Source organism: Sporosarcina sp. UB5 (genome assembly GCF_050859005.1).
Classification (GTDB): domain Bacteria; phylum Bacillota; class Bacilli; order Bacillales_A; family Planococcaceae; genus Sporosarcina.
Window position 1 is genome coordinate 3,180,944 of the sequence record NZ_CP125984.1, and the last position, 16,604, is coordinate 3,197,547.

At 39.4% G+C, this 16,604-nt stretch carries 13 protein-coding genes; 3 read left to right on the plus strand and 10 right to left on the minus strand.

The annotated features are described in order from the left end of the window. Positions 1 to 5: 5 nt before the first annotated feature. Entirely contained in the window at positions 6 to 2,570 is a 2,565-nt protein-coding gene (locus tag QM454_RS16000) for a heavy metal translocating P-type ATPase (protein ID WP_432359770.1), read from the plus strand. 233 nt (positions 2,571 to 2,803) lie between these two features. Here the strand turns inward: QM454_RS16000 and QM454_RS16005 are convergent, their stop codons facing one another. The 4 genes from QM454_RS16005 to QM454_RS16020 form a co-directional block, all read right to left on the minus strand. Next, complete coding sequence (locus QM454_RS16005) at positions 2,804 to 4,291, minus strand: multicopper oxidase family protein (protein ID WP_432359773.1); 1,488 nt, start codon at positions 4,289 to 4,291, stop codon at positions 2,804 to 2,806. Between the two features lie 187 nt (positions 4,292 to 4,478). Continuing rightward, positions 4,479 to 5,108: a nitrite reductase gene (locus QM454_RS16010; protein ID WP_432359776.1), complete on the minus strand. Its 630-nt coding sequence runs from the start codon at positions 5,106 to 5,108 to the stop codon at positions 4,479 to 4,481. 190 nt (positions 5,109 to 5,298) lie between these two features. After that, positions 5,299 to 6,345 carry an NlpC/P60 family protein gene (locus QM454_RS16015; protein ID WP_432359778.1) on the minus strand — a complete coding sequence of 349 codons (1,047 nt, stop codon included), beginning with the start codon at positions 6,343 to 6,345 and terminating at the stop codon, positions 5,299 to 5,301. 303 nt (positions 6,346 to 6,648) lie between these two features. Beyond that, entirely contained in the window at positions 6,649 to 7,209 is a 561-nt protein-coding gene (locus tag QM454_RS16020; RefSeq protein WP_432359781.1) for a hypothetical protein, read from the minus strand. Positions 7,210 to 7,426: 217 nt separating this feature from the next. Here QM454_RS16020 and QM454_RS16025 point away from each other — a divergent pair, with 217 nt between their 5' ends. Together QM454_RS16025 and QM454_RS16030 are read left to right on the plus strand one after the other, a co-directional pair. Next, complete coding sequence (locus QM454_RS16025) at positions 7,427 to 9,481, plus strand: copper-translocating P-type ATPase (RefSeq protein ID WP_432359783.1); 2,055 nt, start codon at positions 7,427 to 7,429, stop codon at positions 9,479 to 9,481. A 29-nt stretch (positions 9,482 to 9,510) separates the two neighbouring features. Next, complete coding sequence (locus tag QM454_RS16030) at positions 9,511 to 10,434, plus strand: endonuclease I family protein (protein ID WP_432359786.1); 924 nt, start codon at positions 9,511 to 9,513, stop codon at positions 10,432 to 10,434. 158 nt (positions 10,435 to 10,592) lie between these two features. On the opposite strand, the gene ccsB is transcribed toward QM454_RS16030, so the two are convergent. From ccsB to QM454_RS16060, 6 genes are read right to left on the minus strand one after another with little or no spacing between them, the layout of a single operon-like run. Beyond that, positions 10,593 to 11,777: a c-type cytochrome biogenesis protein CcsB gene (gene ccsB / locus QM454_RS16035; protein ID WP_432359789.1), complete on the minus strand. Its 1,185-nt coding sequence runs from the start codon at positions 11,775 to 11,777 to the stop codon at positions 10,593 to 10,595. Continuing rightward, complete coding sequence (gene resB, locus QM454_RS16040; RefSeq protein WP_432359791.1) at positions 11,777 to 13,426, minus strand: cytochrome c biogenesis protein ResB; 1,650 nt, start codon at positions 13,424 to 13,426, stop codon at positions 11,777 to 11,779. The genes ccsB and resB overlap by 1 nt, the downstream gene beginning before the upstream one ends. Positions 13,427 to 13,461: 35 nt before the next feature. Next, the gene (locus QM454_RS16045; protein ID WP_432359794.1) at positions 13,462 to 14,172 is read right to left on the minus strand and encodes a cytochrome c biogenesis protein CcdA; all 711 of its coding nucleotides are present in this window, start codon (positions 14,170 to 14,172) and stop codon (positions 13,462 to 13,464) included. Positions 14,173 to 14,217: 45 nt separating this feature from the next. Further along, positions 14,218 to 14,952, minus strand: coding sequence for a sulfite exporter TauE/SafE family protein (locus tag QM454_RS16050; protein WP_432359797.1), 735 nt, complete (start codon positions 14,950 to 14,952; stop codon positions 14,218 to 14,220). A gap of 21 nt (positions 14,953 to 14,973) precedes the next feature. Then, on the minus strand, positions 14,974 to 15,891 hold the full coding sequence (locus tag QM454_RS16055) for a F510_1955 family glycosylhydrolase (RefSeq protein ID WP_432359800.1): 918 nt from the start codon (positions 15,889 to 15,891) through the stop codon (positions 14,974 to 14,976). A gap of 15 nt (positions 15,892 to 15,906) precedes the next feature. Beyond that, positions 15,907 to 16,584 (minus strand): response regulator transcription factor, encoded by a 678-nt coding sequence (locus QM454_RS16060; protein WP_432359803.1) that lies wholly within the window; start codon positions 16,582 to 16,584, stop codon positions 15,907 to 15,909. Between the last annotated feature and the right edge of the window lie 20 nt (positions 16,585 to 16,604).

The window sequence follows — 16,604 nt, forward strand, 5'->3', positions numbered from 1 at the left end:
AAAAAATGGATAAAAAATGCTGTTCGACCAAAATAGAATCCCCCAAAGTAGAGGAACAAACAACCTGCTGCAGTAGTAACACCATAAATACAGTAGTCAAAGACGAATGTTGTAATACGCCATCCATGATTAAGGAAGAAAATACAAAAATAACTACTTGCTGCAGCAGCAAGGAAACCGATAAGGGTCCGAGTATTGAAATCGATTGTTGTAGTAGTTTGGGAAATACTCATGGTCTACTTAACGAAAACATTGATGAGGGGATAATAGAGGAGTTTCGAGTTTATGGAATGGATTGTCCAGCCTGTGCGGTAACAATTGAAAAAAGTTTAAGCAACCAAAGAAACATCAATGGAGTGAATGTGAATTACAGTACAGGGAAAATGCAGGTTAGTTCAACTGAAGAACTTGAATATGAATCCATCCAAAAACAAATGAAGAAACTCGGTTTTGAAGTTGAACCTATAAATGTAAATAATAATTTAAAAAACTACTTTATTGAAGGCATGGATTGTGGATCATGTGCTTTAACAATTGAAAACCACTTGAATAATCTTCCTACTGTCAAACATGTTCAGGTGAATTTTTCAACAGGCAAAATGAAAATTGAACATGAAAATAGCACGGAAGAAATTATTAAAGAAGTATCTAAAGCTGGATTTAAAGCGTCCCTCATCACTACCGATAAACAGACTCACTCCCCTGCTCGTTCAAGTAATCACAATGGGGCTGTGATTTTTTCAGGTATATTAATTGCGCTAGGCTTTATCGGCTCTTACACAGTGATATCTCCTTTTTTAACGATAACAATGTACGCTGTTGCAATGATTGTAAGCGGGTATAAACCTGTGAAGAGTGCTTATTATGCGATTAGAAGCCGTTCGTTAGACATGAATGTACTCATGTCAGCTGCTGCAATCGGAGCTGCCTTTCTAGGCGAATGGCTTGAGGGAGCCACGGTTGTTTGGCTGTTTTCTTTAGGGCTTAATTTGCAAAATCGCGCCATTGAAAAAACTAGAAAATCGATTCGCGGTCTGATGGAGTTAACCCCTCCAGAAGCTTGGGTTAAAATTGGAAACGAATTAATCAAAAAGCCTGTTGAAGATGTATCAATTAATGACGTGATTGTAGTGAAGCCCGGGGATAGAATTCCATTAGATGGGGATGTGATCGAAGGCGAATCCAGTGTCAATCAAGCGGCTATAACCGGAGAATCTATCCCAGTTGACAAAAGCAAAGGTAGTTTCGTGTATGCCGGTTCCATAAATGAACATGGATCACTAAGCGTTAAAGTAACGAAACTAATAGAAGATACAACCATTTCGAAAATTATTCACTTAGTTGAAGAGGCCCAAGAAAAAAAGGCTCCTACGGAAGCGTTTATTGATAAATTCGCACGAATTTATACACCAATTGTATTCATACTTGCTCTTTTGGTGATAATCATTCCCCCATTATTTGCCTTTGGTACTTGGGAGGACTGGATTTATAAAGGATTAATGCTGTTAGTGATTGCTTGTCCTTGTGCGCTTGTTATATCAACTCCAGTTGCGATTGTTACGGCCCTTGGTAATGCTGCTAAAAATGGTGTCCTTATTAAAGGTGGAACATTCTTAGAAAATGCTGGATCTATTAATGCCATCGCCTTTGACAAAACCGGAACACTCACTGAAGGAAAACCAAAAGTTACTGATGTTGTGGTCTTCAATGATTCAGAAGAAAACATGTTATCGATCGCTCGAACGTTAGAGGAATATTCCACACATCCCATTGCTAAAACCGTAGTAAATTACGCGGAAGATAAAAGCATTCAAGCAAAAAGTGGTACGAATTTTAAGAACCTTGCTGGAAAGGGAGTTCAAGCAACAATCGGTGATCTTACCTACTCTGCAGGAAACATAAGACTGTTTGAAGAGATCGGCTCCCCTATTGATAATCACCTAGAACAAATTCTAAGCCTGCAAGATGAGGGGAAAACCATTATTATCATAGGTACAACCGAAAACATTTTAGGAGTAATCTGCGTTTCGGACACGATTCGAAAGACAACTAAAGTGGCAATCTCAAATCTAGGAAAAATAGGCGTAAAGCAAGTTGTAATGCTAACAGGTGATAACGAAGGAACAGCCAAAGCAATCGCTTCAGAAGCTGGTGTGAACCGATATTTCTATGAACTATTACCAGAAGAAAAAGTAAATGCGATCAAACAATTGCAAGAAGAAGGCTATCGTGTGGCCATGGTTGGTGATGGAATAAACGATGCCCCTGCATTAGCGACTGCTGACCTTGGTATAGCGATGGGCGGCGCTGGTACAGATACGGCAATGGAAACTGCGGATATTGTTTTAATGGCTGATAACTTAGAAAAACTACCCCATACAATGAAGTTGAGTCGAAAGGCTTTGACGATTATCAAACAAAATATATGGTTTTCTTTAATCGTAAAAGCAGTAGCTTTACTATTTATCTTCCCTGGTTGGTTAACCTTATGGATTGCTGTATTAAGTGACACCGGTGCTGCGCTGATCGTAATATTAAATGCACTTCGTCTTTTAAAGATTAAGGAGTAGTAATTAACGAAGCGAGACCCGGACTCCAATGTAATTTTAGGGCTCGCATGTCCCAGTCGAGCTGAAATTTTAACGATGTCTCCCCCTTCTGAAATCAAAATCGAGGGTACTTCTTAATTTTCGGATGCATTATTTAACTACCTATAATAGAATTAGAGCACTATAAACAGCCAGCGTGAACGCAAACACGCTGGCTGTTTTCCCACTGACCTTAATACATTTATTGGATTTTGTTACTCTACCCTTATTTGTCCCATCATGCCGTTGTCTTCATGTTCAAGAATATGACAATGGAACATATACACACCCTTATGCTTAAATTGTATCGCTATTTTTACCGTCTCATCGGGTGATACCGAAATACTGTCCTTCCATCCACGTTCATTTTCTGGTGGTGCTTCTTCATTCCTGGAGATTATTTTATATTGCGCTCCGTGAATGTGGAATGGATGAGTCATTCCGCCCATCATGTCGGGTTTATTGTAAATTTCCCATACTTCCGTAACCCCTTGCTCTTGTGTGAAGTCGATTCTTTCCGGATTAAACTTCTTTCCATTTATCGTTACCATATGCATCATCCCAAAGAGTTCCACCTTCTTAGTGACCGGCAAATCCATTTCTTCATCTGTTAATGAAAAATCATTCATTACCCCCGGAATTCTACTTATCGCCCCACTTTGATTAGAAACCCTAAATGGTAAAAGCACAGACCCATCTTCATTTATTAATGCCACTTCATCTGTTGTATTAATCCGTGAGAAATCAATAACAATTTCAGCTCTCTCTGCTGGTGTCAATGTCACCTCTTGTAAAGTAACCGGTTCATTCAAGAAACCGCCATCCGTTGCAATTTGAACAAAAGAATCCCCTGTATTTAATTTAAATGTGAAATTCCTTGCATTCGATCCATTTAATAAACGTAGACGGACTTTCTCCTTATTTACAGTCAACTTGGGATTCAATGTACCGTTAATCAATAACGTATTGCCGATTGTTCCATCCTCATTCATCGCTGATCTGTAATTCAATTGTTTTTTATCATCGAATATCCTATCTTGAAAAACTAAGGGGATATCATTCTCACCATAAACACTTGGCAATTCAAGACTTTTCGAATTATCATCTTCAATATAAATCAAACCTGCAAGTCCTTTATATACCTGTTCGGATGTTTTCCCAAGAGGATGCGGATGAAACCATAAAGTAGCTGCCTCTTGTGTCACTTCAAATTCAATTACTTTTTCCTCTCCTGGTTTCAGAGAATCATGGGGACCGCCGTCTGCATCTGCAGATACTTCAAGCCCATGCCAGTGAAATGTAGTCTCTTCATCCAGTTCATTTATCGTTCTAATTTTAACTTTGTCACCTTCTTCGAAACGGAGCATCGGTCCTAAAAACGATCCGTTGTATCCATACGTTTCCGTTTCAGTCCCATCAAATATTTCGGTCTTTCCTTTTTGTGCACGTACTGTGTATACAATTCCATTCTCAGTTTCACTCTCGAGGATAGAAGGGATTTTCAATTCATTTTCGCCTGTTGAGTCATTTAACATGACTACCGTATCATGACTCATATGCCCCTTCATCATGTTACGCATAGCCGAATTGCCCATCTCCATCATGTCATGATTCATTTTCTCTGTAGGCAGTGAGCCGCTGCTACAACCGCTAATAACCGCTACACTAATCACCATTGCAGCAAGCTTTATCTTTATTCCCATCTATGATATCTCCTCTCTATTTACACTCTCATTTTCAGCATAACAAGAAGATATGAAAATACTTTGCACGTAATCGTAATGTTCGAAAACCGTCATAAATAGTGCATAAAATTTGCAAAAACTGATGAAAACATCGTATTAAATATTGTACAAAACCTTTAAAGCCCTTCATGACTCATAAAAGGAGTCATGAAGGGCTTTGTACGCACTCAAGTAACGCTTCACTTCCAACCCGGCTTACAAACTTGTAAAATTGTTCCCTCTTTTTTCCTTGCTCGCTATAAAAGCCAATCAACCTTTCAACAACTAAATACAATTCTTCCGACGTTAGACTATCCATGAATAAATGACCTACTGCAGCGTCTTTTCCTTTTGACTTTCCACCGATATAAAGACTATATGTATCCCTTATCTTCATAACACCGATATCATTCATGAGCGGTTCTCCACATCCAACGGGACAACCCGTATAAGCAGGTCTTACTGTGAATGGGACTGGGATTCCTGCTATTCTCTTGTTCAATTCAATCGCAACTGGCATTCCTTCTTCTTCAGATCCTTTGCAAAAATTACATGTTCGTAAACTTTTAACATAATTCCCGACTGGATAACAATGAAGTCCAGCTTCTTGTAACTCTGCAATGACTTCTTCTTTTTTCTCTTCAGGTATCTCAACGTATAGTTGTTGAAAAGTAGTTAATTCAAGCTCCTCATCATCTCCTAAATGTTTGGCCAATACTAGAAGTTGTCTAGCAGTAAGCTTTGCCCCAAAATTGATACCACCATTAACAGCGATTTTTATTTTATTGTCCTTCATGATGTACCCCTTTACATTTGTACTTATTCAATTAAACATCCAATATCATTATTACTTAACATCCTATCAACAAGCAATTCGAAGTTCACTCAAATTACCTACATCTAGAAAACCGCTCGTAATAGAATTAAATAAGATAAAGGCACCCATCCTTCTACAAGACGGGTGCCATTGCTTTGAAATTATGATATTATCTCCCCGCAATCACACTGTATACTGCAGCCGAGAATTCTGCACGTGTCGCTTCTTTCCCGATGTTAAAGGTTTTTGTTTGAAACACTGTTGTCTGATCCAATGTCTTTAAAGCAAGAATTGCCCCGAAGGCCCAGTGACTTTTTGGTACATCGTTATAATTAGATACGCCTTGCACTTCCCCATTCATTTGACTTTCAAGATTAAATGCTCGATCAACAATGGCTGCAAGATGTGCACGTGTAAGTTTGTCGTTAATACCAAATTCGCCTGTTTCATAACCTTGGAGGATTCCCGCTTCATTCAAAGCAGCGATATCCGCTGCAAATTGGTGATCCGGCGCAACATCTTTAAATGTGACTTCGGTTGATGCTTCCAGCTTAAGCTCACGATTTATCATTGCTGCCGCTTGTCCACGTGTAATTGACTTTTCTGGTCTGAATGTAGAATCTTCATAACCCTTTATAACGCCGATTTCGTTTAATGCAATGATTGCCTCAAAAGCAGGATGCTCTATCGATAGATCTCTAAATACTTCACTCATCTGTTCAGCTGATGTCAACTGCACATGGTCAAAAGCTACTTTAGTAATATTCGCTACACGTTTTGCACCGACATACTTAGGTGCCCAATAAGGATCTGTCTTCAAATTGGCTTTAAGTACCCCATGGCTTTTAGCTGAGATAAATTCGTTATTCCCTAAATAGATTCCTGTATGGGAAATGCCTTTTTTATACGTATTTGCAAAAAACACAAGATCCCCAGGCATCAGATTTTCCTTACTTACTGATGTACCGACTCTGAACTGATCTGCGGATGTTCTTGGCAAACTGATGTTAAACTCGTTAAAGACATACCGTATATACCCGGAACAGTCAAATCCAGAGGGTGTTGTACCTCCAAATTTATAAGGCGTACCATAAAACTTTTCGGCATAAGATGCTATCTCATTTGAATTTGCAGCGCTGACTTTATTTAGAGACATAAATTGTATCGTACTCATAAGAAACACAACCATTACAAACTGGTAAACACGTATTTTCATTTTGCACCCCAACTGTTTTTTCTATATTTATTGATCTGTTCTATTTCTAGGTTAACTTTAGCACAATGAATATGAATTCCGCTTTACAATAACATGACATTCACATTACTAATCTTAGGATTTTTTAAGGATTAACAATGCAGAAATATAGGATTGAGTCTATCATTTTTTATTCATCAAAAAACGCCTAGAATAAATTTCATCTAGGCGTTTTTGTCATATGCAAATTATCATATTTATTAACAGCTACTAATTAAGATTCTCAACAAGTTCATTTATCATCTCTCTATCCATAGGTCCAAATTATTCGTTCGGCTTGGTTAGCACTGCTTTTTGATCTTCAAATCTCATTGCAATTGAATCTCCACTTATCATCAATATGATTATAATAGCGGCCAACGTCAACGGCTTTAAAATCCATTTTTTCGATTTCACTTTTGAACCTTTTGGTGTTGCTAAAATAGGGATAATAAAAAGTGTACTGACGGATAAAAATAAGAAAATCTGAACCAAACTGATCGATTGATCTGCACGAATCATCTCTCCTACCATCGCCCCCATCATGCCGCCCATTAACCCAGCCATAAATCCCTCTAATACAGAGAGAAGCCCAAAACACAATCCACATAATGAGCCTGCTAAAATACCAATCGCCATCGAGAGGATTGTTGATAGAAATAGATTGCCTTGATAAGTTACACCTAGTAGCACACCGGCGGTCAAACCAACATTCATCCCAAAGAACATTGAAATAACCATTCCTTGCATTGTCGCTAGCACCTTTTTCAATGTTCTAGTCCATAGTACGACTATGAACGTTAATAAGCCTAGTGAACTTAGTACAAAAAAATGATAAAAACTCATAGATTCCTCACCCTTTTTATCAAATAACAACATACTTAATCACTTTTAAACGGATATATACCTTACAAGGGTATGTCGAATCCGTGAACTAAATGAATGTTGTGTAGATAGATTTAAAGAATAGTATGGTGAATTGCTAATAATGCATAATCCATGCATAATTAATGGGTATAATTAACACATACCTAAAATAAGACGTACGAGAGGAGGTAATGGTGTGTCAAACCATTCACATCATCACCACAAATCGGAGAAACAAACTGCACGAGAGCAAAAGCATGATCAACATACCCAACTTTCCCACGAAGATCATCACGGGCATCATGATCACCATGCACATATGGTAGAAGATTTCAAAAGGCGTTTCTACATTTCGTTAATTATAACGATCCCAATTTTAATTTTGTCACCAATGATTCAAATGTTTTTGAACGTAGACTGGCGTTTTACTGGGGATATGTATATTCTCTTCGCCTTATCTACCTTTGTATTCTTTTATGGTGGCTGGCCATTTCTTGTCGGAGCCAAGGATGAGATAAAAAGCAAAATCCCCGGAATGATGACGTTAATTACATTGGCGATTACAGTGGCCTATGTTTATAGTACAGCAGCTGTTTTCGGCTTTGCGGAAAATGATTTTTTCTGGGAATTGGCTACTCTAGTCGATATTATGCTTCTTGGTCATTGGATTGAAATGCGTTCCGTCATGGGTGCGTCTAAAGCTTTGGAAGAGCTGGCAAAGTTGATGCCTTCCGAGGCACATTTAATCGATGCTGACGGAAACATTAAAGAGGTCGACGTTACGGAGTTAAAAAAAGGGGATCATGTACTCGTCAAACCTGGTGAAAAGGTGCCGGTTGATGGAAAGATACTTGAAGGGAAATCGACGATTGACGAGTCGATGCTTACAGGTGAATCGGTTCCTGTAGAAAAAGAAGCTGGACTCGAGGCGATTGGTGGATCTATTAACGGGGAAGGTTCCCTTGTCATTTCTGTCATGAAAACCGGTAGTGAAACGTATCTTTCACAAGTAATCACTTTAGTAAAGGAAGCACAAGAATCCAAATCACGAGCTCAAGACCTTGCCAACCGTGCTGCAAAGTGGTTGTTTTACGGTGCGCTGGCAGCAGGCATGATCACGTTCATTATTTGGATTTTCCTTGGTTATCCCGTTTCATTTGCAATGGAAAGAATGGTGACAGTGCTGATCATTGCTTGTCCACATGCTTTAGGATTGGCAGCTCCGTTGGTTGTGGCAGTTTCAACATCCATCGCGGCTAAAAATGGACTTCTTATCCGAAATCGGGCTGCTTTTGAAGGTGCCCGCAATATTGAAGCCGTCGTTTTCGATAAAACCGGTACATTGACAAAAGGTGAGTTCGGTGTAACCAACATCTATACATTTGGAAACTTCAGTGAAGAAGATGTCATTTCCTATGCAGCCGCAGTAGAGGCTCAATCTCAACACCCTCTTGCGAAAGGTGTGACTAGGAAAGCAGAAGAAATGGGCATCCCCCTTCAACGAGTCGAAAACTTCCAATCTCTAACCGGAAAAGGGCTTGAAGGAATAGTAGATGGAAAACAAGTTATGGTCGTCAGTCCTGGTTATGTGAAAGAGCTGAACCTAAAATTTGATAACGTTCAATTCGATAAGTGGTCTTCGGAAGGAAAAACGGTAGTATTCACGTTGATTGACAAGAAACTTGCGGGGATGATCGCCCTTGCGGATATCGTCCGTGAGACAGCCACAGATGCAATAAATATACTAAAAGAAATGAAAGTCAAATCAATCATGCTTACAGGCGATAATGTAAAAGTTGCACATTATGTTGGTGAGCAACTTGGAATGGAGGAAATTTTCGCTGAAGTACTTCCACACGAGAAATCCGAAAAGATAGAGCATATCCAACAAGTTGAACAACTTCGCACCGCGATGACTGGAGACGGAGTAAACGATGCGCCTGCTCTTGCAAAAGCAGATCTAGGCATTGCTGTAGGTGCAGGAACCGATGTAGCCATCGAAACCGCCGATGTCGTTCTTGTGAAAAGTAATCCACTTGATGTTGTCAATATTATCAAACTTTCAAGGGCTACCTATCGTAAAATGACACAAAACTTATGGTGGGCTGCTGGTTATAATATCGTCGCAATCCCATTAGCAGCTGGTGTTCTCTATCCTATCGGCATTGTTCTAAGCCCAGCTGTTGGAGCAATATTAATGTCTTTAAGTACTGTCATTGTAGCAATTAATGCAAGACTTCTGAAACTGTGACGACTAAAAGCGATTCAAAGGTGGAAATCATGGATAATAAAGATCTAATTCAAAAAGAACTGGAAGAATTAGAATGCATGAAGGAATGCGATTCAGATGTCCTCGTAGCACAATTAATAAAAAACCAACAAAGTATTACATCAAAGCTTGAATTATATTATAACCAGGATCAGGACCAATCATGGATCGAGCATTATTACTGCCAAATCTCATTCAAAGAATCGACTAGACAATTATTCCATGATCTACGTAATCTTGTATCCGAGACACACAAATATAAGCATCCATATCATGTAAGTAAGGACCAGTACCTTTACACATGGGTAGATCTTCAACCGGACGGCCAACTAAAAAACATTTATTCGGGTATACAAAAAAACCCAATAGAAGTCATTAAAGAAGATTTCAATACCGTTCAAAAACGGTTTGAACAGTACCGAAAACTTGTTATTAAGCAAAGGTACTCCCGCAAAGAAATCGGTAGGCAAGTCAGAAGAGTTGCGAATCAGAATAAATTCAATGCTGAACACGTTGTTCCACAATCATGGTTTGGAGCCAGAGAACCAATGAAGGGAGATTTACATCACCTCTTTGCTTGTGAACCAGAATGTAATAGTACACGGTCTAACTTTCCCTACTATGAATTCGATTCAAATGCAACCCTGGTAAGACTCCGTAGTCACTGCGGCTTGTTTGATATCAATCGATTTGAACCTGAGTATGGAAAAGGACCTGTTGCTCGTGCAACCCTTTATTTCTTGCTGCGATATCCAGCAAAGATCTTAAAGTATTATAAAAAAAATATTAACCTCCCTTTATTGGTACGGTGGCATGAACAATTTCCAGTAAACGTCTACGAGAAACATAGAAATAAAGCTATTTTTGAGATTCAGGGAAACCGAAATCCGTTTATCGATTTTCCTGAACTTACAAATGAAATAGATTTCCAATAAAAAATTCCGGTGTGTTATGTCATACACACCGGAATTTTAGTTTTAAAACAAAGGAGAAAAGGACCGGGATTCCTCTTTGTGCCCTATAGATAATGCCACAGGATTTATTATCAGTAGATTAACCATATATCAGCCCCCCTCCTCCCAATTTTTCAGAATCATGCGTATGAATGCAAGCCTGCGATAATCAAGTTCACAGCTATTAAGTTAAACATGATAATAATAAAACCAATTACCGCAAGCCAGGCTGATTTCTCGCCTTCCCATCCACGGGAAAGCCGTAGATGCAGATAGGCTGCATAGAATAACCATGTAATGAGCGCCCATACTTCTTTCGGGTCCCATCCCCAAAATCTTGACCATGCTTCATGCGCCCAAATCATCGCGAAAATAAGTGCACCTAGCGTAAAAACCGGGAATCCTATTAGAACGGACCTGTAACCAATTTCGTCCATAACTTGAGAATTTGCCTTTTTTGCAAATGGCTGAAACAATGTTGCAACTGGGCGACGCAAAATAAGCCTAAGCAACAAATAAAGGACGATTCCTGTTGCAACTGACCAGACGAACGTCGTAAGCGTCTTCGCATTAACGATTGGAGGCATTTCAGCGAGTGGCGTCATCTTGTCTGGAGTAAGTGATTCATACTCATTCATCCCAAATAATGGCGGATAATTATATACTATTTGAGCTGCTTGGTCATTTTTATTAATATAGGTGAACTTCGCTTCATACCCTATGATTGCGAATGTCGAAGATGACAAAATGAAACCAACCACTAGCATAAGAGTGAACATCACTGATTCCAACCAAAAGCGTTGTTTGGATCTTTTCGTCAAGTCAACGTTTTTCAACAGAAATACGAGACCCGCGACCGCACTAATTGCTAGGATAGCCTCACCAATTGCAGCTGTTATTACATGAATAGTCAACCAGTAGGTTTGCAACGCGGGAATTAATGGCGTGAGCTCCCTCGGAAACATACTCGCGTACCCAATCATCACAACAGCAAGCGGCAATGCAAACAATCCGAGTGATGGAGTTCTGTAAAGGAAAAATAGTAAGATGAACGCGCCAACAACCATCATTGCAAATGCGGTAATAAATTCGAACATATTACTAACAGGCGCATGAGCAGAAGCAATCCATCGTGTAATGAAATAACCTAGATGAGTAATGAAACCTACTATTGTTATTCCAATCGCAATTTTTCCCCATCGATTATTTTCATATGCCTCTTGTGTTTTCGCACCTTTTACCGCACCGCCGAAGAATAGCGTCGCGGCAAGATATGCGATAAATGAAATGAACAATAAATTTGCACTTATAGATGCTAATTGCATTAGTACTTGTCCCCTTTCATTACTTCTTTGTCAAACGCGGAGTCTTGCCTATCTTCATATTGTGGCAAGTCAGCATAGACTTTCACTTTATCAAGCTCCTTTTTTAAACCGAACCAGTTTTTATTCGTATGACCTGCAAGGAGAAGTTCATTTCCTTCACCTTGTTGAATCCATATTCTCCGATGGTTCCAATAAGAGCCTTGGGCGACCCCAATCATGAAAATAATACCCCCTAGGAGTAATATATATAGAGTTTTATCCTTCCTTACGACAAGTCCGGTAATGTTGCGTGTTTCCGCGCTGACAAACTTCACTTTATAATCATTCACTTCCGTCTCAAGTGTCTGACGAATAGCAACAAAACTAATTTCCCCTTCCGGCTTGGTTGGGGTTACCATCTTAAAAATGAATGCTGGGTTATTCGGAATTGGTGATTTAGAAACCGGTTCTCCGTTTTCAATCCCATCATAATCCGGATAGAACTCTTTCAGTTCGACAATTGCACCTTCGTTTAATCCGTATATTCCCTCAGGATTGAGAAGGTCGACAGTGAATTCACCAAATGACTTTTCCGTTTCCTTTTCAATCAATTGAAATGTCATCGATTTCAATTCGTCAAGACGGTAATCCATTTGATATACATTGAATCCGTCAAAGCTCAGTGGCTTATTGACAATGATTGAATAATCTTTCACAAACTCCATCTGTTCTGACTGACCTGGAAGACCACCTTCAGCATCTTTATATAATGTGACATTAGATTGGTAGTTTTTCACGATGGTCCCAACTCGATCTATTGCCTGGCCAAATGTAGCATCCTCTTCCTTCGAGTAAGTCTCGATAATGAACTGATTGTTCTTCAAATAATATCCAGGCGCACCTGGAATGGCACGCGTTTCTCCTTCACGAAGCCAAACCTGTTCATCGACATAAAAGCCAGGAAGACTTCGCAATAGAACAGCGAAAAGAAAGATGATTAATCCCGTATGATTGACATACGGACCCCATCTGGAAAACCGACCTTTCTCCGCCAGTAGCGCTCCTTCTTCTGTCTTCACATTGTAGCGGAGTTCTTTAAGCTTCTTCTCTGCTTTTACAAGTGAACTGTTTGTATCAGCTACTGTCCCTTCAGCAAAGATCCTTTGCTTCTTCAAAAAAGAAGTATGCCGTTTCGTGCGTTGCTCTTTCAATGACTTATAGAGCGGGAAAACCCTATCAACACTCGCAATGATGATGGAAGTGCCAAGCATCCCAATCAGTATTATGAACCACCAACTACTGTACATATCATAGAATCCAAGTTTGTAATATAGGGTTCCTGCATAACCATAATGCTTTTCGTAATATGCTAAGATGTCTGTCTCAGTCGTTGCTGGAACAAATAGCTTCTGTGGAAAAATCGTGCCAATTGCAGATGTCGCAAGGACGGCAATAATGATATTAATTCCTACCTTAACACTAGAAAAGAAGTTCCATATTTTATCAACAATCGATTGTTTATATGTTTGTGATCTTCTCGCTGATCCTTCATAGCGCATATCGATAAGTTTACTTTTCTTCGCCTCTTCCGTCTGAGGACGTCCGCATTGCTCACAAAGAACCGTGCCAAATGGGTTTTCATGACCACATAGGCATTTGATTTTACTCATTTATCATGAACTCCTTAAAAGATTTTAATTTTGTGTTAAAACCCCATGAATCCTCCAAAAAATGGACTGAGCCACGCAATGATAAACGTCAATCCATCAAAGAACAGTAGAATCCCTAGTCCAATCATGAGATAACCACCAACTTTTGTAATGGTTCGGCTATATTTTTGAATCCATTTAACCCTAGTAACAAAAATTGAGAGTAGGAAAAACGGGATCGCGAATCCAAGAACATAGGCGATCATATACCAGACGCCGGAACCCGGATTTTGGGAAGCAAGCATGAAGACAGCTCCTGTAATTGGACCGGTACATGGCGTCCATCCGGCTGCAAACGCGAGACCGATAAGAAACGTACCAAAATAACCAGCTGGCCGGTTTTTAAAATGAAGTTTTTTCTCTTTCATCAGGAATTCAGGTTTAAACAGACCAATGATTATCAAGCCAAAGATAATAATGAAAATGGAACCAATTTGTCGAAGCAAATCCTGGTATTGAATAAAGAAAGTTCCTACGAAAGAAGAGCTATATCCAAGAAATATGAAAATGATTGAAAAACCTATTAAGAACAATATCGTGTGCATCATACCGCTTTTTCTTATTTTTAATTTGTCCGACTTCAATTCATCTAGTGACATACCTGTAATATAAGAAATGAACGCCGGATAAAGCGGTAAAGTACAAGGTGATATGAAGTTAAGGATACCGGCTCCGAATGCTAGAAATAAGTTGAGATCAGTGAACAAATGCGAACACCCCTTTAAGAAAAAAGCAGTTTACTAGATTCGTCATTACATTCCCCAATAAGTCAACGTATCAAATAATCCGATCAACACAAGCAACAATCCTGCTACTCGTTGGATGACACGGCCGACTCTCACGCTTTTCCGCATAATTCGACGGTCAGCTTCAAAAAACCATATAATTAGGAACAGTAGAATGATAGGGAACGATGTAGCGATTCCAAAGACAGCGGGAAGTACAAAACCATACGAGGTAGACGAAACCATCGGCATAAGCCAAACGAAAAACAGAACAAACATCGTTGGACAAAATGCAAGTGAAAAACTTGCACCTAAAAGAAAGGAGCCTACCTTCCCTTCCCGCATTCGTAACGGTATATGCATAGTTAAACGTTGAAAGAACTTCAGTTTCAAAACACCTATCAGAACAAGCCCCGTAAACACAATAAGAGGACCGATGGCTTTACGGAATAAAGGGAAGTACGCTGTCATCTTTGATTCGAATGTTTGACCAAACACCCATGCCAAAATACCAAATGTGCTGAAAACGGCAACCTTTCCAGCAATAAAAGCAAAAATTTCAAGCCAATCTGTCCTCAGTTGAATAGTACGATTGCCGTATAAAGTGATAGCGCTCATATTCCCTGTCAATTGACAAGGTGCAACAGCGCCAATCACTCCTAACAATAATGTAACGACAAGTGGGTAATCTGCGTAAGAATTAATTAGGCCGGTAACAGGATCTATGATTATTTGACTTATTTTCGACAAAAATCCATACATCGAGAAACACCACCCCTACAATTAATTTAGTAATTCTCCATTTTTAGCAAGGGTTTCCCAATTTACCCCTTCGTCTGTTGTCCTATAAATACCATTCGTAAATGTAGCAATTACAATCTCCTGTTGATCATCAGGATTAACCGCAATAAAAATGATTGGGGCGATTTCGTTTGGAAGCGAAATTTCAATTTCTTTTTGTTCTTCGTAATCAAACGAAGTTAACTTGACAATGTCTCTCTCGTAACTAGCATACAACCCACCCGCTTCATTGAGTGTCGCATATGTAATCATTTCCGCTTCATTAAAAGGAGCAAAGTTTTCACCGTAGTCCCGCGAGATAAACAATCCATCTTTACTACCGATAGCTATTAATTCTTCGCGAGAAGGATGTGCGGCTAAATTAGAGATGAACGAGGAATTGAATCCATTCATTGAGGCTTCCTTCCATGATTCTCCCTCATCGAGTGAATAATGAAGACCCGCTGGCATTTCTTTCGTCGGCATTTCATTCAATGCATAAATGGCATTTGACTCATATCCGACTGCCATATAGTGAAAGTCAATTTCACCGTAAAATGCCAACTTTTCAAAACTCGCACCACGATCTGTGCTTTTTACGAGACCGAGCGGGTTTTTAAGTTTGGATCCTATTTCAGGATGTCCGCTAGAAAAGAAGCCTTCACGCACTGCTTGGAACCCCATATAATCATGTTTTTCGCTATTCGCTTCTTTCCAACCATCTTCGTCATAGGCATAGAGTCCTTCATGTGTCGAAATGATCACTTGCGGACCGCCATTGATATAACCTAGACCATGTAGATGATCAATTTTACTGTTCTTCATTTCTATAAAAGCGAAGGAATTATCCTTAGGCGCATTACATGCTGACAAAACCGTGATTATACCCGCCATTCCAATATATTTCGCTATTTTTTTCATCGATTTTTATCTCCTTTAATTCCACTTATATCCGATTCCCCACACCGTTAACAGGAATTCATCGATAGGGAAACCCGCAACTTTTAGTTTCTCTCTTAAGTTACGGATATGTGAGTCAACTGTCCGAATATCTGTGTATGTGTTATAGTCCCACGCTGTACGTAAAAGTTGTTCCCGTGTAAATGTCCTTTTCGGATGGGTAATTAACGCCTCAATAATATAAAATTCCTTCAGGGTCAGTTGCACTTCCAAATTTTTATAATGCAATGAATAAGAATCCCGATTCAACATGAAATCTCCATGCACAGTATTGCTGTTTTCTATGATTTCGCTTGATGTGCGGCGTAGTAATGCATTCACTCTTGCCACAAGTTCCCTCTCATCAAAAGGCTTTGTAATATAATCATCCGCCCCAAATTCAAGGCCTTTTACAATGTCTGCTTTGTCCGTCCTCGCAGTGAGCATAATGATCGGAACGGTCGATTGTTCCCGTATTTTCTTGCACACTTCCCAACCATCCATATCAGGCATCATTACATCTAGTAAAACGAGATCAACCTTTCCTTCCCTAACTATTTCTAGTCCTTTTTTTCCGTTATTCGTTTTTATACAAGTGAACCCCTTAGGTTCCAAAAACAGTTCAAGTAAATCGAGCATCCTCTGCTCGTCGTCTATTAGCAAAATCGTCTGCATTTGTTCAACTCCTTACCGAA